Source organism: Pseudomonas sp. FG29, from assembly GCF_057809355.1.
The window spans coordinates 122,855-147,608 of record NZ_JBMDJU010000011.1 but is presented as its reverse complement, the minus strand read 5'-3'; the positions used below and the strand labels follow the sequence as shown (position 1 = coordinate 147,608).

General features: G+C 53.3%; 22 protein-coding genes. 1 reads left to right on the top strand and 21 read right to left on the bottom strand.

Features of this window, described 5'->3' with window-relative positions:
* Positions 1-2: 2 nt before the first annotated feature.
* From ACODS1_RS13745 to ihfB, 17 genes are all read right to left on the bottom strand, one after another.
* On the bottom strand, positions 3-953 hold the full coding sequence (locus ACODS1_RS13745; protein WP_159972134.1) for a UDP-glucuronic acid decarboxylase family protein: 951 nt from the start codon (positions 951-953) through the stop codon (positions 3-5).
* A complete protein-coding gene (locus ACODS1_RS13740) occupies positions 950-1,744 on the bottom strand; it encodes a glycosyltransferase family 2 protein (RefSeq protein ID WP_489086088.1) in 795 nt (264 codons plus the stop codon). Before ACODS1_RS13740 ends, ACODS1_RS13745 begins: the two co-directional genes overlap by 4 nt.
* Entirely contained in the window at positions 1,741-3,297 is a 1,557-nt protein-coding gene (locus tag ACODS1_RS13735) for a capsule biosynthesis protein (RefSeq protein ID WP_489086087.1), read from the bottom strand. Before ACODS1_RS13735 ends, ACODS1_RS13740 begins: the two co-directional genes overlap by 4 nt.
* On the bottom strand, positions 3,294-4,610 hold the full coding sequence (locus tag ACODS1_RS13730) for a hypothetical protein (RefSeq protein ID WP_159972137.1): 1,317 nt from the start codon (positions 4,608-4,610) through the stop codon (positions 3,294-3,296). The genes ACODS1_RS13735 and ACODS1_RS13730 overlap by 4 nt, the downstream gene beginning before the upstream one ends.
* On the bottom strand, positions 4,597-5,658 hold the full coding sequence (gene pseI, locus ACODS1_RS13725) for a pseudaminic acid synthase (RefSeq protein ID WP_489086086.1): 1,062 nt from the start codon (positions 5,656-5,658) through the stop codon (positions 4,597-4,599). The genes ACODS1_RS13730 and pseI overlap by 14 nt, the downstream gene beginning before the upstream one ends.
* A gap of 4 nt (positions 5,659-5,662) precedes the next feature.
* The gene (gene pseH / locus ACODS1_RS13720; protein WP_489086085.1) at positions 5,663-6,172 is read right to left on the bottom strand and encodes a UDP-4-amino-4,6-dideoxy-N-acetyl-beta-L-altrosamine N-acetyltransferase; all 510 of its coding nucleotides are present in this window, start codon (positions 6,170-6,172) and stop codon (positions 5,663-5,665) included.
* On the bottom strand, positions 6,169-7,260 hold the full coding sequence (gene pseG, locus ACODS1_RS13715) for a UDP-2,4-diacetamido-2,4,6-trideoxy-beta-L-altropyranose hydrolase (protein WP_489086084.1): 1,092 nt from the start codon (positions 7,258-7,260) through the stop codon (positions 6,169-6,171). The genes pseH and pseG overlap by 4 nt, the downstream gene beginning before the upstream one ends.
* Positions 7,257-8,057, bottom strand: coding sequence for an SDR family NAD(P)-dependent oxidoreductase (locus ACODS1_RS13710; protein WP_489086083.1), 801 nt, complete (start codon positions 8,055-8,057; stop codon positions 7,257-7,259). Before ACODS1_RS13710 ends, pseG begins: the two co-directional genes overlap by 4 nt.
* Complete coding sequence (locus ACODS1_RS13705; protein ID WP_159972141.1) at positions 8,054-9,682, bottom strand: aldo/keto reductase; 1,629 nt, start codon at positions 9,680-9,682, stop codon at positions 8,054-8,056. The genes ACODS1_RS13710 and ACODS1_RS13705 overlap by 4 nt, the downstream gene beginning before the upstream one ends.
* On the bottom strand, positions 9,679-10,836 hold the full coding sequence (pseC, locus tag ACODS1_RS13700) for a UDP-4-amino-4,6-dideoxy-N-acetyl-beta-L-altrosamine transaminase (protein ID WP_159972142.1): 1,158 nt from the start codon (positions 10,834-10,836) through the stop codon (positions 9,679-9,681). The genes ACODS1_RS13705 and pseC overlap by 4 nt, the downstream gene beginning before the upstream one ends.
* 3 nt (positions 10,837-10,839) lie before the next feature.
* Entirely contained in the window at positions 10,840-11,838 is a 999-nt protein-coding gene (gene pseB, locus ACODS1_RS13695; RefSeq protein WP_159972143.1) for a UDP-N-acetylglucosamine 4,6-dehydratase (inverting), read from the bottom strand.
* Entirely contained in the window at positions 11,828-12,358 is a 531-nt protein-coding gene (locus ACODS1_RS13690; RefSeq protein WP_489086082.1) for an acyltransferase, read from the bottom strand. Before ACODS1_RS13690 ends, pseB begins: the two co-directional genes overlap by 11 nt.
* 94 nt (positions 12,359-12,452) lie before the next feature.
* Entirely contained in the window at positions 12,453-13,616 is a 1,164-nt protein-coding gene (locus ACODS1_RS13685; RefSeq protein WP_489086081.1) for a hypothetical protein, read from the bottom strand.
* A complete protein-coding gene (locus ACODS1_RS13680; protein WP_159972146.1) occupies positions 13,609-14,505 on the bottom strand; it encodes a phytanoyl-CoA dioxygenase family protein in 897 nt (298 codons plus the stop codon). The genes ACODS1_RS13685 and ACODS1_RS13680 overlap by 8 nt, the downstream gene beginning before the upstream one ends.
* A gap of 70 nt (positions 14,506-14,575) precedes the next feature.
* A complete protein-coding gene (locus ACODS1_RS13675) occupies positions 14,576-15,847 on the bottom strand; it encodes a Wzz/FepE/Etk N-terminal domain-containing protein (protein WP_489086080.1) in 1,272 nt (423 codons plus the stop codon).
* An 87-nt stretch (positions 15,848-15,934) separates the two neighbouring features.
* Positions 15,935-17,386 carry an MBL fold metallo-hydrolase RNA specificity domain-containing protein gene (locus ACODS1_RS13670; protein WP_489086079.1) on the bottom strand — a complete coding sequence of 484 codons (1,452 nt, stop codon included), beginning with the start codon at positions 17,384-17,386 and terminating at the stop codon, positions 15,935-15,937.
* Between the two features lie 180 nt (positions 17,387-17,566).
* Entirely contained in the window at positions 17,567-17,851 is a 285-nt protein-coding gene (ihfB, locus tag ACODS1_RS13665; RefSeq protein WP_003243558.1) for an integration host factor subunit beta, read from the bottom strand.
* Between the two features lie 448 nt (positions 17,852-18,299).
* Here ihfB and ACODS1_RS13660 point away from each other — a divergent pair, with 448 nt between their 5' ends.
* Complete coding sequence (locus ACODS1_RS13660) at positions 18,300-18,743, top strand: REP-associated tyrosine transposase (RefSeq protein WP_489086078.1); 444 nt, start codon at positions 18,300-18,302, stop codon at positions 18,741-18,743.
* A 152-nt stretch (positions 18,744-18,895) separates the two neighbouring features.
* On the opposite strand, the gene rpsA is transcribed toward ACODS1_RS13660, so the two are convergent.
* The 4 genes from rpsA to hisC all read right to left on the bottom strand — a co-directional run bounded on the left by rpsA (position 18,896) and on the right by hisC (position 24,742).
* Entirely contained in the window at positions 18,896-20,578 is a 1,683-nt protein-coding gene (gene rpsA / locus ACODS1_RS13655) for a 30S ribosomal protein S1 (RefSeq protein ID WP_322981966.1), read from the bottom strand.
* A gap of 149 nt (positions 20,579-20,727) precedes the next feature.
* Entirely contained in the window at positions 20,728-21,393 is a 666-nt protein-coding gene (gene cmk, locus ACODS1_RS13650) for a (d)CMP kinase (protein WP_489086077.1), read from the bottom strand.
* On the bottom strand, positions 21,390-23,636 hold the full coding sequence (locus ACODS1_RS13645; protein WP_489086076.1) for a bifunctional prephenate dehydrogenase/3-phosphoshikimate 1-carboxyvinyltransferase: 2,247 nt from the start codon (positions 23,634-23,636) through the stop codon (positions 21,390-21,392). The genes cmk and ACODS1_RS13645 overlap by 4 nt, the downstream gene beginning before the upstream one ends.
* Positions 23,633-24,742 (bottom strand): histidinol-phosphate transaminase, encoded by a 1,110-nt coding sequence (gene hisC / locus ACODS1_RS13640; protein ID WP_489086075.1) that lies wholly within the window; start codon positions 24,740-24,742, stop codon positions 23,633-23,635. Before hisC ends, ACODS1_RS13645 begins: the two co-directional genes overlap by 4 nt.
* Positions 24,743-24,754: the final 12 nt, after the last annotated feature.

Sequence of the window (24,754 nt, the reverse complement as noted above, 5' to 3'; positions counted from 1 at the left end):
ACTCAAACCAGAGGCTCCTCTTTTAGCAAAGCATCAAAATAGCTAATGGTCTTTGCTAAACCCTGATCAAGCACGATGGTCGGTTGCCAATCGAGAACGGCTTTTGCCTGAGTAATATCGGGCTGGCGTTGCTTCGGATCATCTTGAGGTAAAGGGCGGAACACCAGCTTCGAAGACGACCCAGTAAGCGCCAACACACGCTCAGCTAACTGCAGCATGGTGAACTCGCCAGGGTTGCCTAAGTTGATCGGCCCGGTCACTTCATCGGACGTCCCCATCAGGCGCACAAAGCCCTCGACCAAGTCATCAACGTAACAGAAGCTACGGGTTTGCTGGCCCTCTCCGTAGATAGTGATGTCCTCGCCACGCAAAGCCTGAACGATGAAGTTACTCACGACGCGCCCATCATTGGGGTGCATCCGTGGGCCATAGGTGTTGAAGATCCGGGCAATCTTGATTCTTACACCGTGCTGCCTGTGGTAATCGGAGAAAAGTGTTTCAGCACAACGCTTGCCCTCGTCATAACATGAACGAATACCAATAGGATTCACACGCCCCCAATAGGATTCAGGTTGAGGATGAATCTCTGGATCGCCATACACCTCACTAGTCGATGCCTGAAAAATCTTCGCCTTGGTGCGTTTGGCAAGCCCCAGTACGTTGATAGCACCATGCACACTGGTCTTGAGCGTCTGCACAGGGTCAAACTGATAATGCACAGGCGATGCCGGACAAGCGAGGTTATAGATTTCATCGACCTCTACATACAGCGGAAAGGTCACATCATGGCGGATCAACTCAAAGTAAGGATTGCTCAGCAAATGGGCAATATTGCGCTTGGCTCCTGTAAAGAAGTTGTCCACGCACAATACTTCGTTACCTTCGGACAATAACCGCTCACACAGATGCGAGCCAAGAAAGCCGGCCCCGCCGGTCACCATGATCCGTTTCATAGACCTTTCCTTAAAATACGGTAATAAAAACCACCCAGCGCATGGGTAAGCGTAAATAGCGCCGCCGCTGAAATTCGAGTATTAGGAAACTCCCGATGCAGCATATACATTCGTTCCAGCATGTAACGCTTGGAACCGGAAATCTGACCTGCGATACGACGATAACTAAGCAGCGGATACTTGACTTTCCAATTCACAACTCCACTGTTAAGGATCCTTAACCAGCAGTGGTAGTCCTCCACAGCCTTGTAACGAATATCCTCATTGAACGGGAATGCGATCATCAGCTCACGCGTGACAAGCACACTTGAAGTAGGAATCCGTCCTTTAAGGCGCTGCCGAGTGAAGGTTACCGCTTCCAGTTCAGCCCCCGTCACGGCAGGAAAAGTCAATTCAGACTCATCCCAGAAATCTTTCATCTGTGAGCTAACGAACACCGCAGACTTCGCCACGGCCGCTTCCAACTGCATGCTGAGCTTAGCCGGATGCCAAATATCATCAGCATCAAGGAATGCAATCCAATGCCCCCTCGCCTCACGCACCCCAATATTACGGGGCGCGGCTGGAGCACCATTGTTTTTCTCAAGAGCGATCAGGCGAATCCTTTCATCGCGCGCGGCATAGGCAGCAACGACTTCCCGCGTAGAGTCTTTGGAACAATCGTCAATAACGAGCAATTCCCAATGTTGGAAAGTTTGCGCGAGAACGGACTCTATAGTTCGCCCAATCAGCTTTTCCGCATTGTAAGACGGCGTAACGATAGTAACCGCTGGGATAACTACTTGATTCAACCTCTATCTCCCCTGGGCAACATAGCCCTGAAGTCATCGACCCAACGCAAAGCTAGGCGACGCTTGATTTCCATTATCGGCAGCATGCGACTCGGCACGTCGTAATCCGCAAGCTCTCCCCATTTTTTCGCCTTGAGCAACTCAAGGATGGGATTTTCTTCGCTATCAGATGCGCCATAGACAGGATCGTCCGCGGACAGAACACCTGTTTTAAACATATCGATTATCCGACCGGCATCCGCCCCTTGAAAATATTGATAACGCGTGGTTTCAATGGGGCGAACGTAATCAACGAACTGAGGATGACGGTGGGAGCGCACATAGATAAACCGCAGCGTTTTGCGCATTACTTGGTCGGGGTCGAGATCTCTACGTGCATGAGGCTCATACAGACTTGCCTTATTAGGAAAGGCTCTCACAAAGCCTGCCCGCGCGTAGCTTGAGGGGCCGAGGCAAATGACTTGCTTACCGCAGGCCCCCGCTTCGACGGCGGAACTCCCCCCATTGAGCACGACAATGTCAGCCTGCTGGATAAGGTCGTATGTATTGGCCTTTTGTTCACTGGACACACAATGAACACCACGCAGGTGAGCCCACTTCTTATAGAGTGTCAGTGACCGATCACCACCCACTTGTCCGATTTTCTCGGCCCAGTTTGGATGGCAACGCAGCACAACCTGCTCTGGCTTTATGGAAAATGCCTCGAAAAAATCGTCAAGGGCCTGAGTATTGTCAATCCAAGGCGTTTTCCACTCAGCATGACCGGCAAACTCATTTTTGCTACTGGGCAGTATCAAGACACGCAAGCCATCTGACTGGAGAGGCCAAGGTGCTGGCTCCGGATTCGTATTGTAAAGGCGCCACTCCAGGGAATTGCGCTGGAGGAAGCGCTCGCCGATATGCCTACCTGCAATTCTAGCCTGCGCCAAAGTCAGTGGCCGCTCATCAAATTCGGCCACCATATCACTCACTGCCTTGAGCGACAGGCAATTCGCATTCGGCGTCAAGTTGAGTCCTTGGCTGAACCAGGGACGCTCGTGGGTAATAAAAGGAACTCCTGCTTGTTCGCACGCGAACGTCACTGCACGCGTCAAGTCCATCCGCCCATTGAAACAGATGACACCTTCAATATCGTTGTCTTCAATCCAGCGCCGCGTACTCGAATAAGTGCTGGCAATGGGCTCGTAGAGCGACTGCCGTACACGCACCACTTCCGGCTCCATCCATTCTGCTTCTGACTCGGTGCGCGTCAATGTGCATGAGCTGGATAATGCGAGCTCGTCCAGAATGGACTCAGGCAACTCACTCACAGAACCCCGTCGAATCGCAGTAACGTCCTCCCCTGTATAGCTTCGGACACCGCCAACCATGCATTTAGCACACTCTTTGAGCTTGCCAGTGCCTTTGATTGCGCGTGGGTAGCAGTTGCTAACGGCAGAATCGCAGGTCAAAAAGAATGTTTCATGCCCAGCCTGCTCTAACAGCGTTGCTAAGTAATGGAGTTGCTCAACATGAGGCCGAAATGAAAAAATATTAGCAAACCCAATTCTCACAGCCGCATCCTTCTCAAAACAAAACCAAAAAAATGGAACACAAGGAAATAAAAGAACAAGCAAAATATCACAAAAACAAAGGATATTACATTAAAAATAGATAACACTGGAGAAACCAACAGCAACATATAGAGCAGATAAAAAAACACCAGCGACAACACCCCCTTATAGAAACGCAAACAAAACATAGCCAGCGCCAAGAGAAAACCGACAAGGCCAGCACCAACTGCAACCCCCCACCCCCCCCATTTGTAATAGAGAGACCCCGGCATGGAGTTAAACAAACCTGCAAACTCATAACTACCAGAATCAAACTGCAGCCAACGAGAAAAAACACTCAGCACAGCACCAAACAAAGGATCCCCTCCCGAACTCATAAATGGAGAGTCGACATTTTCAGCAAGGACCCAGAAAACGTGAGTAAAGTACAAAAGAGAAAGATAAAAGTAATTCTTTATATCACAAATAAAATCCACCCCACACTGCCCTAACGGCAACAGGGAAACACCATGCAAATGAAATAAAAAATTATTCAAATATTCAACCGAACTTGTCCCCCCAACAGAAGACCGCATATAAAAAACATAAATAACTACAAACAAAAACATGATCGACATGAAAAAAAACAAAAGTAAATTCTTACCTTTAAAAAAAGCACCAAAAGACGAAGCCCCTACGACAACCCGCGCAACAAACCCCGCCAAAACACTCAAAAACACAACAGCAATAATCGCCCGCCCCCCAAGCAAATAAGAGCCTAATAAAACACACGCACAAATAAAAAACACATAGACCAAAAATCTTTGAGCAGATATAAACTCCCTATAAAAAACGGCAGCAAGCAACGTAAAAAAATATGAAAACTGAAAAAGATTACCAAAAAAACTAAACACAGAAGATATCGAACCCGTAGCGCTAGAGTTTAAAGCCGCACGCATTTCAACAAAATTATTACTGGCAAAGTCGACCCCTCTATAGAAAGCCCTATCTACAAACAGAGAAAAAATAGCCAACACAGACAGAAATAACGAGAGATTCATTGCCTGCGACAGACCGACCGGCAGCCTTCTCTGCCCCCCACCTGAGACCGGCACGCTCATAAAACACAGCGAGAACAATGAATAAAATAAAACAAACACACAAAAAAAAGAGGTGTAAATAAAATATGCCGGAATCACATCTGCGTAGGCAGACGTGAACGGCATCAGAACATCTAAAACAAGCAAAAAAACAGCTCCAACAATAACAATAGCAGCACTACCGATTGTTGCCCGCAAATCTTTTTTTGAAACGACAAAACTAAGCCTTGTCACTTAATACTCCCCACGTGACTGCTGAGGCGGCAGCAACATCGGCATTTACACGACATCCGACAATGTTATTTGCAAACTTAGGCGGAACTCCAAACCCTGGCCGTACGCTACGAATCGCGTCTGGCGTTACAACATCTCCCGCGTTCAAATTCTTTACAAAATACAGTGACCGCCTAAATTTGACATTACCCTGTTCGCTTGATTTGCGTCCATAGTCCACTTGCCCCAACGCCTGCCAAGCTGTCTTGGTATCACGGCAAAGCGCAACGAGCTCGTGGGGTTCAAGAGAAAAACTGTCATCAGGGCCGCCACCGGATCGGTCTAGAGTGAAGTGCTTTTCGATAATGGAAGCACCCAAAGCGACGCTCGTGATTGCCGTAGTGTTATCCAACGTATGATCGGACAATCCAGTTACTAAGCCGTGCCGAGCGATCATGTCCGGGATTGTACGCAAATTGTAATCTTCAGCCGGCGCCGGGTAACCGCTAACGCAATGCAATATGGCCAGCTCCTTGCACCCACCTTCACGAGCAGCTTCAATGGCCTCAGCAATTTCCTCAGCGTCGGCCATACCGGTGGAAATGATCATCGGTTTCCCGGTACTGGCAACGTATTTGATCAACGGCAAGTCTACAGCCTCGAAAGAGGCAATCTTGTAGGCTGGCGCATTAAGGCTCTCCAAAAGATCAACAGCCGTCGAATCAAATGGCGAGCTGAAAATAGTGATACCCAACTTGCGCGCATGCTCGAACAGCGGCTTATGCCACTCCCAAGGCATGTGTGCTTCTTGGTATAACTGATAGAGCGATTTACCATCCCATAGCCCGCCACGAATCTGAAACTCGTCAGCATCGCTATTGAGCGTAATAGTATCTGCCGTATAAGTCTGCAGCTTAATAGCATCAGCACCAGCGCTCTTTGCTTCCTCAATAATTCTGAGCGCAGTTTCGAGCCTACCATTATGATTCGCGGAAAGCTCAGCAATAATGTAGGGCAATTCACCCATGCCAATACGGCGACCCGCGATGCTGATATAGGGATTATTCATAACTTTAACTCTCATAATGGGATTGCCATTCGCTGCTCAGCAAACCGAAATGCATGACTGCGTGATAATTTTCACCATCGTAATGCTGGTCGCGCAGTTCACCTTCACACTTAAAACCCAACCGCAAGTGAAACCTGATTGATCGCTCATTGAAAGCCAGGGCCTGACCACAGACTTTATGCAGGCCGAGTATTGTAAACGCAAACGCCAATGACGCGACGCCCAGTCGATACCCCATTCCGCGTGGTGCCAACGGGGCGAGATAAAACCCCCAATCGGCTACATGACCTGGTACCGTCTGGTTAATATTTATGAACCCTAGGGGTACTGACTCGCTTTCAAAAATCAACAAATGGCGGGCAGGATTACGCTGGCTGTTTTCAAACCAGCTACGGTGTTCCTGAGTCGTTATCTCATGCTGGGTATACATAAACTTGCGTACATCTGGATGGTTGCGCCATTCAAGGACACGCGCAAGGTCTTCTTCCCGCATATTCCTTACCATGTCACTCATCGCCGCGCCTCCATGGTTTCCAGCACACGCGCACATCCCAGCCCATCGGTAATATGACCGGCCGCAGTGCTGAACTGCTGCAACGCCTGGGGCTCACTCATCATGACCAATGCAGCCTGAAGTTGAAGCTTCAATGATACGGAAGTATCAATGAGCAGGGCCGCACCTCGCTCTGCCAACACAAGCCCACCATCTTTTTGATTATCGGCCAATATTACTAACAACGTAGGCACCCCAAGGCAGCACCTCTCCCATGAGCTACCGCCCGCCGCACCAATCGCGAGGTCAGCATCAGCCATGCGCTGTGCCATGTTGTTGATGCCGGATAGTACTTCTACAGGCCAAGGACATTGCTTAGCTAACTCGCGAACGCTTTGAAAATGAGGTGCTGTAGCCCCTAAAACGACAGTAAACCGAATGCCATCAGCTAATTTGCAACCCTGCAAAGCCTTCAATATTTTGCTGGTGTAATTATGCTGGTCCACACCGCCTAGCGCGATAAGCACCCTACTCAATAGTCCCTCTTCACGACGTGCCAGCGAATCAGCTCGTACTGCAGCAAACTCCGCGCGCAGAAGAGCGTAATGAGGGCCCGCCAGGACTGTGCAATCTTGCGGTAACAAGTCCTGATAATCGAGGTGAGAGCGCCCCAGGTTCTGATCCAACAGCAGCTCACAACTATGTTGCCTATCTGCAAGATCATCGATTACCAACACACGGCAACCCACAGGGCGCACGCTGACTTCCCATCGATAATCCAGCGCATAGTGGTCGACCACTAGCCAGTCAGGAGACCAGGATGCCAGTAGTCCCTTGCAAGACAATGCATCTTCGGCCTGAGACGCACCCAGCCACTGTGCGTGCGCCAGTTCGCTATCAAGCTCATTGCCGACAGGCAGAGCATGCACTGCAAAACCATCTTCGCTGATCAGCTTGAGAAGATTGCCCGGATGCTCGCGCGAGATGAATAGGCAATCGTGCCCGCGCTCACGCAGCGCACGAGCAAGCGTCAAGCAACGCATGATGTGCCCTGTGCCTATTTGCAGTGAAGCGTCTGCGCGTATAGCAATCCGCATTTTGCTACTCACCACGACGTCCAGCCGCCATCGACGCTAATGTTGGCGCCATTGACGAACGAAGAAGCAGAAGAAGCCAGAAATAGTACAGGCCCTTTGATTTCATCTGAGTCCCCTATGCGACCAAGCGGCACCTTTTTAGACAGCGACTCAACGAACGAAGGATTGTCTATCTGCACAGACTTAGAAGGAAATGGCCCAGGAGAAATACTATTTACACGAATGTTCTCACGGCCAAATTCACAGGCAGCATAACGTGACCACTGAATCAAACCGGCCTTTGCAGCACCATAGAACGGCGGGTTTACAGATTGCGGAGAGCTGTATACAGCATGATCCGGGCTCACCAATCCATACATTGATGCAATATTAATAACACTTGCATAACCAGATACTTCTACAGCTTGACGTAAACAAGGTAACGCGTGACGCAACATATTGTGCGCTGCAACCAATGTAACTTCGTAGCTTTTGATATAAGAGCGCGAATCGGAAATTTCGATCGTGCCCCCACCCCCGGCATAAGCATTGTTGACCAACACATTCAGTTCGAGCCCAGCATTTTGCTCAAAAAAGCTTTTAACGGCCTCTTCATCGGCAACATCAAAAACTGCCGGAGACGCTGAAAAGCCAGAGCGACGAATACTTTCTACCAGTGCCTCACTACGAGAGCGAGAACGAGAATTGACCAGCACCATCGCCCCTGCTTCAGCCAAAGCAAAAGCCATCGCCGAGCCAAGATAGCCCGTAGCACCAGTTACCAATGCGGTTTTACCACGAAGAGAAAATATATCGACACCCAGACTCATCTGTGACTGCTCCAGCGGGCTGGGTTTAAGCTGCTCTCAGACAATACGGGCCGTTCCCTGTCTATCACTCGAACTTGTTCAGCCGTCAAACCTTGCAAACCAAACAGTTCAATATTTGATTCCAGTTGCTCAATCGTCTCCACACCTACAACAACTCCGTCAACCCAATCAAGAGAGCTGAGGTATCCAACACACAAATCTGCAACACTGCGTCGCCCTAATTTGCTGGCAGTGTCATTCAGCCATTCAATACAGTCGAGTGCTTTGTCTACATTCGCAGCATGCCATACCGCAACTTCTTGACTAAGAAGAACCCCTTGCAAATAAGCGCTCCGAACATGAACATTCAAGCGTCTCGATAATTTTGTCTCTCGGATTTTAGGAACAGCATCTTTCCAGCGCCAGTCGAAAATATTCATTGGCAACTGAATATGGGACACACTCTCGCTCGCAAGAGCATCCATTAACTCATTTGGCGACTGAACCGAGACACCCAATTCGCCAATAAAACCAAGCGCTTTAAGCTCAAGCAATCGACGCCACACAGCGCCACCCCATGCATAAAGGTGGCTAGCCCGATGCAGCATGAGTACATCAATTCTTTGCTGCCTTAAATTTGCACGTGATAAATGAACGCTTGCATCAACAAAAGCATTTACAACATGATCCAGAGCATCTGCCGGGCAATCATCCAAAGGCGAAAGTTTCGTAATAACTTGTGCACGCCCTTGCCAACCATTCTGCAAAGACTGAGCAACGACCCTCTCCGACTCGCCATATGCACGAGCCGTATCTATCAGAGAAACTCCATTAGAGATCGCAAGCTTTACAATTTCACCGCTCACCGCCGAACTAGGGCGCCCTGTATTGTTGGCAATCCCATAATCTAAGCCTAGCTGCGCAGTACCCAGAACGAATTTACTAGCAGGGCTCTTTGCAATCGGCTGATAGCGCTTTCCATCAAGGCGCGCTATCAACTCAAACACTGATACCGACAGAGGGTCTTCAATCCCAGAAAAAACGTCTTGAACGACCAGGTAATCATCTAAACAGTCAATGGTACAACGGTAGTTGCCCTTCAACATTGATGAATACTTTTCGAAAACCCTACGACCATAGGTTCTTGCAACATACGGCGTAACATGCTCAATATCGTAAGGGGCATCAGTATTAGCCCAAGCCTCTCGCAAGTGCTTCAGATAAGTCACCTCAGCACTGACGCCATAAGGAAGCCCTGACAAAACGCCATTACAGGACATATATGCTGCACCCGTGGACAGAAAATCTTCTTCTATCTCATCCAATAGTGCACCATCTGGAAATACATTATCCCCAGTCAAACGAAAAACAACGGTGTCGTCAGTGTATACAGTCAGGGCTTCAACGACGCGACTAAGCGTATTATTCAAACTCCCCCTAAAACATTTTACGCCATAAGCCAAGGCGACATCAGCCAGCTTGTCGTCGCTCCATTCATCAGATGTAGCAATGACGACATCACGACCAGTGTTCGCCGCTCTTTTAGCTGCAAGTATGGCAACTGGAATCCCGTTGATAGGGAGTAGAGCCTTTCCAGGAAGCCGAGACGAAGATGTTCTCGCCTGAAGAACAGCTACACTTTTCAACAAAGCACCTCGCGCAACACCTCAATAACTCGATCCTGCTGGGCATAAGTCATGGTCTGAAACATCGGCAAACTGATGGCTTCGGCGTAATAACGCTCAGCCTCGGGGAAATCCCCAAGCATGAAACCCATGCGCTGATAGTAAGGCTGGGTGTGTACAGGGATGTAGTGCAGGTTCACGCCAATACCCTGCTCACGCATCGACTCAAAGACCTGACGATGGCTTTTACCGATCTGCACCAGCTTCAGGCGCACGACGTATAGGTGCAGGCCGGAGTAGCTGTCGGGATGCTGCCAGGGCGTTGTCACTGGCAATGCCGCCAATAGTTGGTCATAGCGGGCGGCCAACTCATGGCGACGCGCCACGAATTGATCGAGACGCTGCAACTGACTGAATCCGAGCGCGGCCTGCAATTCGGTCATGCGGTAGTTGAAGCCCAGGTCGATCTGCTGGTAATACCAGGGACCATCGGCAGCGTGGGTCATTTGCTTCAGGTCACGGGTGATACCGTGACTGCGTAGCAAAGCCATTTTTTCTGCCAGCTCGGCGCTATTGGTAAGAGCCATCCCCCCCTCTGCGGTGGTAATGATCTTCACTGGATGAAAGCTGAACACAGTGATATCGCTGTGACGACAGTTGCCGATGAATTCACCCTGGTACTTGCCACCAATAGCATGGGAGGCATCTTCGATGACCTTAAATCCATAGCGCTTGGCCAGTACCGAAATAGCTTGCATGTCACAAGGCTGGCCACAGAGATGCACGGCAACGAGCACCTTGGGCAAGGTTCCCTCGCGCTCGGCCACCTGCAACTTGCGCTCAAGAGCTTCGGGACAAAGGTTATAGGTACGCGGGTCAATATCGACGAAATCCACCTGCGCCCCACAGTACAGCGCGCAGTTGGCAGAAGCCACGAAAGTGATAGGTGATGTCCACAGGCGGTCGCCTTCTCCCAAACCCAAAGCTAGGCATGCGATATGCAGCGCCGAAGTGGCGCTGTTGACCGCCAACGCATGCGCTGCTCCGACATGGCGCGCAACACTTTGCTCGAAGCGAGGCACCATCGGGCCTTGGGTGAGAAAATCAGACTGCAGAACCTCGACAACCGCATCAATGTCAGCTTGCGTAATGTCCTGGCGACCATAGGGGATCACGACTCAGATACTCCCGATTTTTTCGCGGTTTTGTTCGATCCAGGCGCAAAGCGCCTCGTCACTCATCCATTCTGCATTGTTGTCACTGGAGTACACGAAGCCTTCTGGCACTTTCTTCCCATCCTTTATGCGCTTGGGGCAGTTCGCCCAGTCATGAATCACCGGAAGAATTTTGAAGTGTTCAGGATACTCGTAGGTCGTATAGGAATCTTCAGCACTGATCATCTGCTCGTGCAGTTTTTCACCCGGACGAATGCCAACGATCTTCTGCGATGCTTCGGGAGCAACGACACGGGCCAGGTCAGTCACTTTCATGGAGGGGATCTTTTTCACATAGATCTCACCGCCTTCCATATCATCGAACGCGTGCCAAACCAACTCGACGCCCTCTTCCAAGGAGATCATGAAGCGCGTCATGCGCTCGTCAGTAATTGGTAGTTCGCCTTTGTCCTTGATCGACATGAAGAACGGAATCACTGAGCCACGTGACCCCATGACATTGCCGTAACGCACGACAGCCATGCGGGTGTCATGCCCACCGGCATAGGAGTTACCGGAGACGAAGAGTTTGTCGGAGGCGAGTTTGGTAGCGCCGTAGAGGTTGATCGGGCTACTGGCCTTATCGGTGGACAGTGCAACAACGCGCTTGACGCCCTTATCGATGCAAGCATCAATCAGGTTCATGGCGCCGTTGATGTTGGTTTTGATGCACTCGAACGGGTTGTATTCAGCGGTCGGTACAATCTTGGTGGCGGCGGCATGTACCACGTAATCCACGCCATCGAGAGCACGGTATAGGCGATCCTTGTCACGTACGTCACCGATGAAGAAACGAACGCGTGGATCACCCTCGAACTTCTTGGCCATATCCCACTGTTTCATCTCATCTCGGGAGAAGATGATGATTTTTTTGGGGTTGTACTTGGCGAGCGTCATAGGGACAAAAGTATTGCCGAACGAACCAGTCCCACCAGTAATAAGGATAGTTTTATTACTCAGCACAATTTTTTTCCTCAAAGCCTAAACGATAATCCAATATTTTTGCAGGCACACCTGCAACAATAGCCCCTTCAGGCACATTTTTTGTTACCACGGCATTAGCACCAATAATGGCATGAGCACCAATTTGCACGCCTGGCATCAACACGGCATTAACACCAATCCAAACATCATCCCCAATCAAAATAGGCCGATTATAGAGCCGCAGAAACTCATCCCGAGGCAACGCGCCCTCTTGCTCTCGAATTGGCATCCCTGGAAACCGATCATGAACATGAGAGGTAGAAGAAATAAACACATTAGGCGCCAATAAACACCCCTCTCCTAGACCCACCTGCCCATTGATGGTCACATTCCGCTGCAATGTCGTACCGCGCCCAATACGAACTTCGCTAATTGCTGAAATTTCCACACCATCATTGAGCCAACAGCCTGAGCTCAAGCGGATATTACCAAAGCTACTATCCAACCCCCCCCGTCGAACAGAACAACCTGGTTCAATGGTAAGCGCATGTCCTTTCATTCGAGAAAATGGATGGCAACGATAGCCTCGAAAGAGGCCGACTCCACATACCCAGACAGCGTAAAGCCGCATCCATATCACATCCCAAAGACGCCTAAGCATAGGACACCCTCCAAGAAGCAAGCGCCAACACCGCTGTGAAAAATATCATTCCACTCACCATTGAAACAACGAAAGGTACAAAACCCGAAGAATACGAAACAACAGAAAGAATTGCATATACAAACAGGCCAACGAACTGAATCCCAGCCAATAACTTTTTCTTGTGCATCACGATAAGAAAACTAGAAAAAAACTCCGCCGCCCTACAGGACACGCCTAAAACAAACAAGACAACCACTATAATATCCACGCTAACCCAAGAGGCAGAGAACCAACTAAAAAACAGAACATACGCTGCGCACGCCATTAGCAGCAAGGCAATTAAAAACACGCCACCTGAGACCTTCAGCAAATAAGCAAACGCATCACGCGGCGATTCTTTACAACGTACTGCAAGCAAGGTTATCACTTTAGTGTTTACTATTTGCTGAATTGCCAGAGCACCGACCATCAGCAGAGAAAGGTAAGAGTATGCCGAAAAAACCACCGCCGGTAAAAAAAACGAAGCACACAGACGATCAACATACTGACCTAGCCCACCTAGGAGACTAACGGGAATAAAACTAAAGCAACGTCGCACATAGTCAACATCAGGAAGCCTAAAGTTCAAGACCCAGTTAACGACCGTGGTGCCACAAGCAAAAAAACCAAGAACAACCTCAGCCAAAATTGAAAACCAAGCAGACCCCGTCAAGTAAGCGGCAGCCAGCCCACCAAACAACAATAACAAGTTACGCAAGAACACCGCGCGCGCATAACCAAAAAAGTCCCCGTCGCTTTTCCGCGCCACAACATCCAAGGTAAACAAAAACATGACCAAAACCTGGACCTGCGTGAGCAAAGTCAGGCTAAAGTCCCAAAGCAAAGATCCCGCAATTACACTTGGGAGACTTAATAACAACCAAAAAGCGAACCCAACCGTTCGCCCCTGCGCAACGAATAAAAAGCGCTGCGCTAGCTCCATTGAGGGAAGCTCAGAATGAGCCCTCAGAATTACGCCACTGCCGACAAGCAGCCCGCCAACTCCCAAAGCCAGTAAATAATATCCAATCGCCGCATACTCTATCTCACCAAGCACATGTGCATATAAAAATCCTTTCAGCGCAGCAACCCCGACACCTGCAGCGGCAAAAATTAGATAAGACCACTCACGCATTTTGAAGCACAATACGCTGGCGAGAAGGATCCACAACGCAACTCATTTCTGGATAGGTATTAATCGAAAACTCAAACTGCAGCAGCAATCGCGGGCGACGCAATGGTGTCACGCCTTTATGCAATGTTATGGTGTCTTCAATCAAGCAGGATCCCGCCCCCCCGCACACCTCGACAATATTATTTTCACCGTAGGCCGCAAGGACCTCTTCATCAGTAAAGCGCTTAGCCTTGAACACGCTATTTTTATAGCGTATATCGTGATTAGATGTCCTTACATACACATGAGGCCCACTTTCACTATCCACGTCCGTAAGATAAAAAAAGAACTTCACGAACTTGATATCGTCCAAATCATAATGAAATACATGAGCGTGCTTTGACCGATCCTCAGGACTTGCATCCACAGGAAATGTCCACCACATATTAGCACTCATCAATTTCGGAGTAGCCCCCAAGTAGGCCGCCGCAAGATCCAGAATAAAGTCATCGCGAGACAACTGCTTCACCACCGGATCATCCTGAATATTCAAATACTGAGCCAACAAAAGGCGCTTACCCAAATGCGCCTCCATCGCACACAAGTCCTTCAAATAAAACCCCAGCTCTGGGTTTCTATCTGCAAAACACGGCAAGCGATCAGCAAGCCGTCTTAAATAAGCAACTTTATCAACAGAAAGAGAGGGGCCCAGCGTCGCACCATCAGAGCGAAGACGACTCAGATAATACTCACTCTCAAGCGCCCCGCTCAACACAGTCTGAGATGGTTTAAGAGATTTTCGGTAAGCTTGAACTTTACCAAGATTTTTTAACCATATTAAACGCCACAGAAAGTCCCTAACGACCTTGCGCTTCAGGAGCCCTCGCATCATTCGATATTTTGAAATCATACCCCGCCCTCAAAGATGTGAAGCCACGAGGAGATGATACCCCTCTCTCAAAATACAGAGATGCTACAAGTCAATTTTTACGCTGAAAAACAACTCGTAAGAAAGCAACACACACACCCAACATAAAACCCATCACCATAGACAAGCCTACGATGAGTAGCTTTTTAGGTTTGATTGGATTTAGAGGCTTAACCGCCGGCCGATCAATTCTCACCAGATTCAATTGATTGAGGTTCAGATTGATACTGCGTAAACGCGCGGCCTCCTCTCGCATTTCGGAGAGTTTAGCCAGAAATAGATCCTCGTTATCCCGGCTCTGCATCATCTCGACCTGCCGGTTGTGCTCAAGCATCTGCAGCTTGTTTTGAATCAGGGCAATCTTCGGCTCGGTGTAGTCATCCGACTTGCGCTTGAGCAGCGCGGCACGTTCGGCCTCGAGTGCTTCCGTGCCCATGAAATGCAGAGGGAATTGCTGATTGATCACCTCGGTACGAAATACGTTGCCCTGCCCTGCTGCATTATCAGCATCACCTAGCGATGTCGGGTTAGTTGGCTTGGTGATACCCAACGCCTTGGCAATGGTGATGGCTTCATCCAGCTGGGCTATACGATTCTGCCGACGAGTCCGCAGCTCGGTTCTCAGTGCCTTGAGTTCATCCTGCAGGATGGCACGCTGCAGTTTGTCATCTTCCTTGAGCTTGGCGATTGCGGCCTCTTTCTGCGCCTCATAGCTCGCACGCGCTGCCGCCATTTGTCGCTCGATCTTGTTCAGACGGTTCTGAATCACACCTTCCATATCCAGTGCCACGCGCTGGCGCTCATCGATGATGGCTTGCTGCACCATACCATTGAGAATTTCAACACCATCCAGGGTTTCGGGATAGACCAGTTTCAACCCAACGTAAGCACTCAGGTTGTCCGCCCGCTTAGGATCCGGCTGCAACAAGGTGAAGCTTTCCGCATTGAAGGTCTCGAAACGTTGTTCCAGACTTTTGTTGATGCCCTTCAGATTGGCGAACAGCTCGGGATTGCCGCGAAAGAACTCGGCTCGCGTGCTGTAGGAATCCAGCGCTGCGCCAACCCGCTTCAGAGCGTCCTCAGGGCTCAGCTCATACACCCCCGTGCTGTTGAGCTCATCGAGCTCCTTCAACGGCGCTGGCCGCAGGACGCTCTGCACCTGGTAGTAAGGCGTGGCAATAAAGGCATAGGTCGCAGCACAGATTGTGACGGCAAGGGTACAGCAGACAATCAACCACTTCTGCTGCCACAGCTTCTGGAAGAGTTCCACCAGATCGATTTCGTCCGACCTAGCCTCTTGGGGGACTACGGGAAAGGCGCTCACAAATACTCCAAAGTCTTTTTCTGCTCTAAATCTTGACCACGCGCGACATTATCGCTGCGTGACGCTTTCCATGACCAAGCCGGGTGATCACGAGGGAATTTTCACATCTACTTCATGCCCTAATGCAGCACATTGGGCCTTGAGGGTGAGACATAGCTCACGCTTGGCCTCGGCCTCTCCATGCACGATGCGTATTTCTTCAGGCAACCGACGCATCCCCTTTATAAAACTAAGCAGGCCAGCCTGGTCTGCATGAGCCGAATAGCCGCCCATGCTATGTACCTGAGCACGCATGTCATAACGCTGACCATCAAATTCCACGTAACCGCCCCGCGGGCCGAAGCGCTGAATCTGGCGACCCGGAGTACCTTCGGCCTGGTAACCGACAAACAGAATGTCGTGCCTTGGATCGGCGAGCATCGCCTTGAGGTAGTTGACGATACGCCCACTGGAACACATACCGTTACCCGCAATGACAATTGCCGGCTGAGCGGTCTGAGCGAGGCGGTTGACCATGGCCAGATGCGCCTTGTGCGAGTCGACCGTGAGCAGATTGCGGAAGCTCAGGGGGTTACGCCCGTTTTTCAGCCGCGCCTGAGCCTCTGCATCCCAAAATCGATCCAGCTCGCGATAAACCTGGGTAAAGCGACTGGCAAGAGGTGAATCCAGAATGATGGGCAGGTTCGACCAGTCAAGCGCCGCATTCTTAACCTTGCCGGCGCGAGTAGGTTTAAGGGCTGCGGCGACTCGACGATGGATGATGTCCTCCAGCTCGTAGAGCAGCTCCTGGGTACGCCCGATGCTGAAGGCAGGTATCAATACGCTGCCTTGGTTACTCAGGGCATGCTGTAAGACCCGCTCGAGACGCTGTCTTCGAGTACGACGGTCTTCATGCAGTCGATCACCGTAGGTGCTCTCGATGACCAGAACATCAGCTTTGTAAGGCGAGCGTGGCGCGGGGAGGATAGGCGCATGGGGCGCCCCTAGATCCCCAGAGAAGATAATGCGCTTGTTCTCGCCCGCACGGTATTTCACGTCGAACTCTACATAGGCAGAGCCCAAGATATGGCCGGCACGCTGCAAACGAACCCTGACCTGCACCTGGGGTGTCTCGGCCAGGGTAAACCAGGTCTTGTATGGCAACGCGACGATACGCTGCTCGACCAGCTTGAGGTAGCGCTCGACCTGCTTCTGATCCCGACTTACGCCCAGCTTGAAGGCATCTTCGAGGACAATGGGCAACAGTTTTGCCGAAGGCTCGCTACAGAGGATCGGCCCCTGGAAGCCAGCTGCGAGTAGATAGGGAATACGCCCAATGTGATCAATGTGCACGTGAGTGGCGATCAGTGCCTTAATGCCCGCCAGAGGAAAATCGATGGCCAGGCGTCCTGCCCCTACACGACCATCTGCAGAGGTCTCGGCACCCTGAAAGAGGCCACAGTCGATGAGAAAGCTCAGCTCCGGCGCCACCAGCAGTTGATGGCATGAGCCGGTTACGCCCGATATGGCGCCGTGATGAAGGATATCGGGGTATGGCACGAGCTAGTCCCTTTGCGCTACAAACCTAAGGGGCTCAGCCCTGAGAATAAATTACAACGTTATCGCACAGCGAACTCATCGACAGTTGCGATACAAAAATTAGATAGGCCGCACATTTTGCATGCCATAGGCCTTGAGAGGCAAGCCCGTCAGTTGGGTGGCGCCAGCGATTCGGGGATATTACTCGTCCTCATTGACCCGATCGCGCAACTCCTTGCCCGGTTTGAAATGCGGCACGAACTTGCCATCCAGACGTACCGACTGACCGGTTTTTGGGTTACGCCCTACGCGAGGGGCGCGGTAGTGCAGCGAGAAGCTGCCGAAGCCGCGAATCTCGATACGATCCCCAGTGGCTAATGCCTGGGACATTTGCTCCAGCATGGTCTTGATGGCCAGCTCGACATCCTTTGAGGAGAGCTGACCCTGGTGAGTGACGATTCTTTCGATCAACTCCGACTTGGTCATGGTTTTCCCTTCTTTTTCAAGCGGCTAGAAGACTCGACGGATTGGTTTTAGCACGCTGATCAGGTTTTGAACAGCCTAAAAAACAAGGTGTTAGCGAGTTTTGAGGTTAGTTGTGACGACGGGAGCTTTGAATGGGAGGCTAGCCCTGAGACAAGGCTTTTCAGGACTCAAGCACGGGGTTAAGGGATGACCGCTTTTCGCGGCGGGGCGCCGCTCCTACATAGAACTGCTTCGCTTGGTGCATTCGTGTAGGAGCCCCGCCTCGGGGCGAAGCTTTTGGGGCTGTGTTTGGTATTGCAGGATGGCTGCCATTCGCGGCGGGGCGCCGCTCCTACATAGGACTGCTTCGCTTGGTGCATTCGTGTAGGAGCTCCGCCTCGGGGCGAAGCTTTTGCCAGGCCCAGACTCGTCTATGCTGGGCTGACACGCTCTTGCGGAAGGGAATCCGATGACAGAGAAGCGCTATGCCTCAGACAGGCTTCGAAAAGGACGCTGGTCATGCAGCGGGCAAATCTATCTTGTCACTGCCGTAACCAAGAACCGCATACCGGTCTTTGCTGATTTCTCAGCGGCGCGTTCGCTCATACAAGTCATCCGCAAAGATGAATTGCTAGGCTCCCACCAAACCCTGTGCTTTGTCGTAATGCCAGATCACTTGCATTGGCTGCTGCAATTACAGGATGAAACCTTGCCCCGACTGGTGGGCAGAGTTAAATCAATATCCGCCAAACATCTGGGACAGCCGATATGGCAGAAAGGATTTCATGACCATGCACTGCGTCGGGAAGAGGAAGTTCGAAATGTAGCCCGTTATGTGGTGGCAAATCCCATAAGAGCCGGACTTGTGGAGCGGGTCGGCGATTATTCGCACTGGGATGCGCTGTGGATTTAAGCACAACGAGCATCGCGGCATGGGTCAAGATGGCATTGCGAGATGACTGCCGTTCGCGGCGGGGCGCCGCTCCTACAAGGACGGTGTCATGGGGGGATGCGGAAATAAAAAAGGCGACCCGAAGGTCGCCTTTTTTGATGAATTCCCCGAACTTAGTTCTGGTTTTCCATCTGAGCACGGATCAGATCACCAATGGTGGTCGGGCCGGTGCTTTCAACGTCTTGCTTGTTACGCAGTTCCTTCATCGCGTCTTTCTCGTCCTCGACGTCTTTCGACTTGATGGACAGGCTGATAACGCGGGACTTGCGGTCGACGCTGATGATCTTGGCTTCTACTTCGTCGCCTTCTTTCAGCACGTTGCGCGCGTCTTCAACGCGGTCACGGCTGATTTCGGAGGCTTTCAGAGTCGCTTCGATATCGTTGCCCAGGTCGATAATGGCGCCTTTGGCGTCGACTTCCTTAACGGTGCCGCGCACGATGCTGCCTTTGTCGTTCAGGGACACGTAGTTGCTGAACGGATCATCTTCCAGTTGCTTGATGCCCAGGGAGATGCGCTCGCGCTCCGGGTCAACCGACAGGATGACGGTTTCCAGCTCGTCGCCCTTCTTGAAGCGACGCACGGCTTCTTCGCCGGCTTCGTTCCAGGAGATGTCGGACAGGTGAACCAGACCGTCGATGCCGCCGTCCAGACCAATGAAGATACCGAAATCGGTGATCGACTTGATGGTGCCGGAGATCTTGTCACCCTTGTTGAACTGACCGGAGAAGTCTTCCCACGGGTTGGTCTTGCACTGCTTGATACCCAGGGAGATACGACGACGCTCTTCGTCGATGTCCAGAACCATGACTTCCACTTCGTCGCCGACGTTAACGACTTTCGACGGGTGGATGTTCTTGTTGGTCCAGTCCATTTCGGAAACGTGCACCAGACCTTCAACGCCTTCTTCCAGCTCAGCGAAGCAGCCGTAGTCGGTCAGGTTGGTGACGCGCGCCATGACGCGGGTGTTTTCCGGGTAACGAGCCTTGATGGCAACCCACGGATCTTCGCCCAGTTGCTTCAGGCCCAGCGATACGCGGTTACGCTCGCGATCGTACTTCAGAACCTTGACGTCGATCTCGTCGCCAACGTTGACGATCTCGGACGGGTGCTTGATGCGCTTCCAAGCCATGTCGGTGATGTGCAGCAGGCCATCTACGCCGCCCAGGTCAACGAACGCACCGTAGTCGGTGAGGTTCTTGACGATACCTTTGACTTGCTGGCCTTCCTGCAGGGATTCCAGCAGAGCTTCGCGCTCGGCGCTGTTCTCGGCTTCCAGGACGCTGCGACGGGAAACGACAACGTTGTTGCGCTTCTGATCGAGCTTGATGACCTTGAATTCCAGCTCTTTGCCTTCCAGGTGAGTGGTATCACGCACCGGACGGACGTCAACCAGGGAACCCGGCAGGAACGCGCGGATGCCGTTGACGTCAACGGTGAAGCCGCCTTTGACCTTACCGTTGATAACGCCCTTGACCACTTCTTCAGCGTTGAACGCAGCTTCCAGAACCAGCCAGGATTCAGCGCGCTTGGCTTTCTCGCGGGACAGCTTGGTTTCACCGAAGCCATCTTCAACCGCGTCCAGCGCGACGTGGACTTCGTCACCGACCTTGATGGTCAGCTCGCCTTGTTCGTTGAAGAACTGGTCGAGCGGGATGACGCCCTCGGACTTCAGGCCGGCGTGTACGGTAACCCAGTCACCGTCGATGTCGACCACGATACCGGTGATGATGGCGCCCGGCTGCATGTCGAGGGATTTCAGGCTTTCTTCAAAAAGTTCTGCAAAGCTTTCGCTCATGTTGATTCCTGTTGATCAAGGGCGGGGATTCGCCCAAACCACATTCCAGACCATGTGGGTTCGTTCATGTAAAAAGAGGCCTACGGGACAAGGACTGGTCTCCCGCATGCCTCCTTGCGGACTTTTCGATTTAGAGCAACCGAAAGTCCTTAGCCGGCGAGATCGCGATCAGCGACCTCGCTCAGAATTCGTTCAAGCACCTGCTCGATGGAAAGCTCGGTGGAATCCAGCACGATTGCGTCGGCTGCCGGCTTCAGCGGAGCCACCGCGCGCTGGGTATCGCGCTCGTCGCGCGCCCGTATCTCGTCGAGAAGACTCGCGAGATTAACATCATCGCCCTTGGCCTTCAACTGCAGGTAACGCCGACGAGCTCGTTCGTCGGCGCTGGCGGTAAGGAATACCTTGAGCGGCGCATCGACGAACACCACGGTACCCATGTCCCGGCCATCGGCCACCAGGCCGGGCATTTCCTGAAAAGCGCGCTGGCGCTGCAGCAGCGCCTCACGCACCGCCGGCAGCGAAGCCACCATCGACGCGCCCGCCCCCACCTGCTCATTGCGAATGGCGTCGGTCACCTCTTCACCTTCGAGGATGATGCGCTTGTCGACGAACTGTACGTCCAGATGGGCCGCCAGTTGCTTGAGCGCTTCTTCGTTGGTCAGGTCGATGCCGTGATTGCCGGCGGCGAACGCCAGCAGACGATACAGGGCACCGGAGTCGAGCAGGTTCCAGCCCAACTGCTTGGCCAGCAACGCACAAATGGTGCCCTTGCCGGATCCGCTCGGCCCGTCGACGGTGATGACTGGCGCACTCATGCCTTGCCCTCTTCCGCCACGCGGATGCCCACCTGAGCAGCCAGGCCGAGGAAGTTGGGGAAGGAGGTGGCGACATTGGCGCAATCATGGATGCGGATCGGCGCGCCGGCACGCAGCGAGGCGACACTGAAGGACATGGCGATACGGTGATCACCATGGGCCCAGACCTCGCCCCCGCCCATCGCACCGCCTTCGATGACGATACCGTCGGGAGTCGGCTCGGCCTTGACGCCGAGCGTCTGCAGGCCATCGGCCATGACCTGGATACGATCGGACTCCTTGACTCGCAGCTCCTCGGCGCCACGCAGCACGGTACGCCCCTCTGCACAGGCAGCGGCGACGAACAGCACCGGGAACTCGTCGATGGCCAGCGGCACCAGATTCTCGGGGATTTCGATGCCCTTGAGCTTGGCTGCACGCACGCGAATGTCAGCCACCGGCTCGCCACCCACTTCGCGCTGGTTTTCCAGGGTGATATCGCCCCCCATCAGCTTGAGGATGTCGATCACACCCGTACGGGTCGGGTTGATGCCTACATGCTCCAGCACCAGCTCGGAGCCTTCGGCGATGCTGGCGGCGACGAGGAAGAAAGCCGCCGAGGAGATGTCGGCCGGCACCTCGATGCGCGTGGCGCTGAGCGCATGACCGGATTCGACGCTGGCGGTGCTGCCTTCGACGTTTACCGGGTAGCCGAAGCCGCGCAGCATGCGCTCGGTGTGGTCGCGGGTCGGCGCAGGCTCGGTCACCGAGGTTTTGCCAGCAGCGTACAGACCAGCCAGCAGCAGGCAGGATTTGACCTGGGCGCTGGCCATGGGCATTTCATAGCTCATGCCGGTCAGGCGCTGGCCGCCTTTGATGTTCAGCGGCGGACGACCTTCAGGGCCGGTCTCGATCACCGCACCCATTTCACGCAGCGGCTTGGCCACGCGATTCATCGGGCGCTTTGACAGCGAGGCATCGCCGGTCAGCGTGGTGTCGAACGGCTGCGCAGCCAGCAGGCCGGACAACAGGCGCATGGAGGTGCCCGAATTACCCATGTACAGCGGGCCAGCCGGCGCCTTGAGGCCGTGCAGGCCGACACCATGCACGGTTACGCGGCCATGGTGCGGGCCTTCGATGACCACACCCATGTCACGGAACGCCTGAATGGTCGCCAGCGCGTCTTCGCCTTCGAGGAAACCTTCGACTTCGGTGGTGCCGTTGGCCAGCGAGCCCAGCATGATCGAACGGTGCGAAATGGACTTGTCGCCCGGTACGCGAATACGCCCGCTCAGGCTACCACCGGGATTGGCCAGGAAAATCAGATCGGTCGAATGCATAGCGTCCACATAGGCCCTGCGGGCCAGAATTTTGCTGAAATGTTCGCGAGCTACCCTCGCTCGGGTGAATACCCCGAGCAATTGGTGCCCATCCCCAGCGTCGACCGCGTCGCGCAGGGCGTCGAGGTCATCGCGAAAAACGTCGAGCGTGCGCAGCACGGCCTCGCGGTTGGCAAGGAAGATATCGTGCCACATCACCGGATCGCTGCCGGCGATCCGTGTGAAATCACGGAAGCCGCCAGCGGCATAACGGAATATCTCCAGATTCTCGCTGCGTTTGGCCAGCGAGTCGACCAGGGTGAAGGCCAGCAGATGCGGCAAGTGACTGGTGGCTGCAAGCACCTGGTCATGATGCTCCACCTCCATCGACTCGACATCCGCACCGAGCTCACGCCACAGGCCTTCCACCCGCGCCACGGCGGCTTCATCGCTGTGCTCGCAAGGAGTGAGGATGACCTTGTGGCGGCGGAACAGCTCGGCATTGGCGGCCTCAACCCCACTTTGCTCGGAGCCGGCAATCGGATGTCCCGGTACGAAGCGCACAGGCCGCCCGAAGAAGGCCTTGCGTGCCGCCCGCACGACATTGCCCTTGGCGCTGCCGACATCGGTGAGAATCGCTTGCCCCAGTTCCAGCTTGGCCAGCTCGGCCAGCAGCTTCTCCATCGCCAGAATCGGCACCGCCAGCTGAATCACGTCAGCGCCCTGACAGGCAAGCGCCAGATCGCTCTCACAGCGATCGACGACGCCCAGCTCGACAGCCAGATGACACGACTGTGGATCCAGATCGACCCCAACCACCTCCTCGAACAGCCCTCGCTCGCGCAGCCCCTTGGCAAAGGAGCCACCGATCAAACCCAGGCCGACCACCACCAGGCGGCCGATCTTAGGGGCATTCGATTGCACTGCCGTTACAGTCGCCGTCACGCCGACAGCACCTTGGCCAGCGCCTCGAGGAAGCGCGCATTCTCACGCGGCAAGCCAATCGACACACGCAGGAAGTTGGGCATGCCATAGCCCGCTACCGGACGAACGATGACGCCCTCACGCAGCAGCGCCTGGTTGATCGCAGCGGTATCACGACCAAAGTCCACGGCAATGAAGTTGCCCTTGGAGGCAATCCAACTTAAGCCCAGCGTACGCAAACCATCCTGCAACTGCTGCATGCCGGCATCGTTCAGGCGACGACTTTCGGCCAGGTAGTCGGCATCGCCCAGCGCTGCGCAGGCAGCAGCCAGGGCCAGGCTATTGACGTTGAAGGGCTGGCGGACACGGTTGAGAACGTCAGCGATGGCCGGCGAGCTGATCGCATAGCCGACGCGCAACGCTGCCAGGCCATAGGCCTTGGAGAAGGTGCGCGAGACCAGCAGATTGGGGAAGCGCGCCAGGTAGTCCATGCCATCGGGTAGCTCGTCACCCTCGGCGTATTCGATATAGGCCTCGTCGAGCACCACCAGCACGCGCTCAGGAACCTTGGCGAGGAAGGCCTCCAGTGCATCCGGGCCGAACCAGGTACCGGTCGGGTTGTTGGGGTTGGCGATGAACACGACACGCGTGTCGTCATCGATGGCCGCCAGCATGGCCGGCAGATCATGGCCATATTCCTTGGCCGGCACGACCTTGCCGCGAGCCCCGACAGCCTGGGTAGCGATGGGATAGACGGCGAATGCGTATTCGCTGAATACCGCGTTGAGACCCGGCGCCAGATAGGCGCGCGCAACCAGATCGAGGATATCGTTGGAACCGTTACCCAGAGTCACTTGCGCGGTATTCACACCATAGCGCTCGGCCAGCGCCGCCTTGAGCACGAAGCCGTTGCCATCGGGATAGCGGGTCAGCTCATCCAGCTCGGCACGAACGGCGGCCAGCGCCTTGTCGCCCGGGCCCAGAGGGTTCTCGTTACTGGCCAGCTTGACGATACCGGCTGGATCGAGCCCGAGTTCACGAGCCAGCTCGTCGACCGGTTTGCCGGGTACGTAAGGGGACAGTTTCTGCACGCCCGGCTGAGCCAGGGCAAGGAAATCGCAACTCATGAACGGAGACTC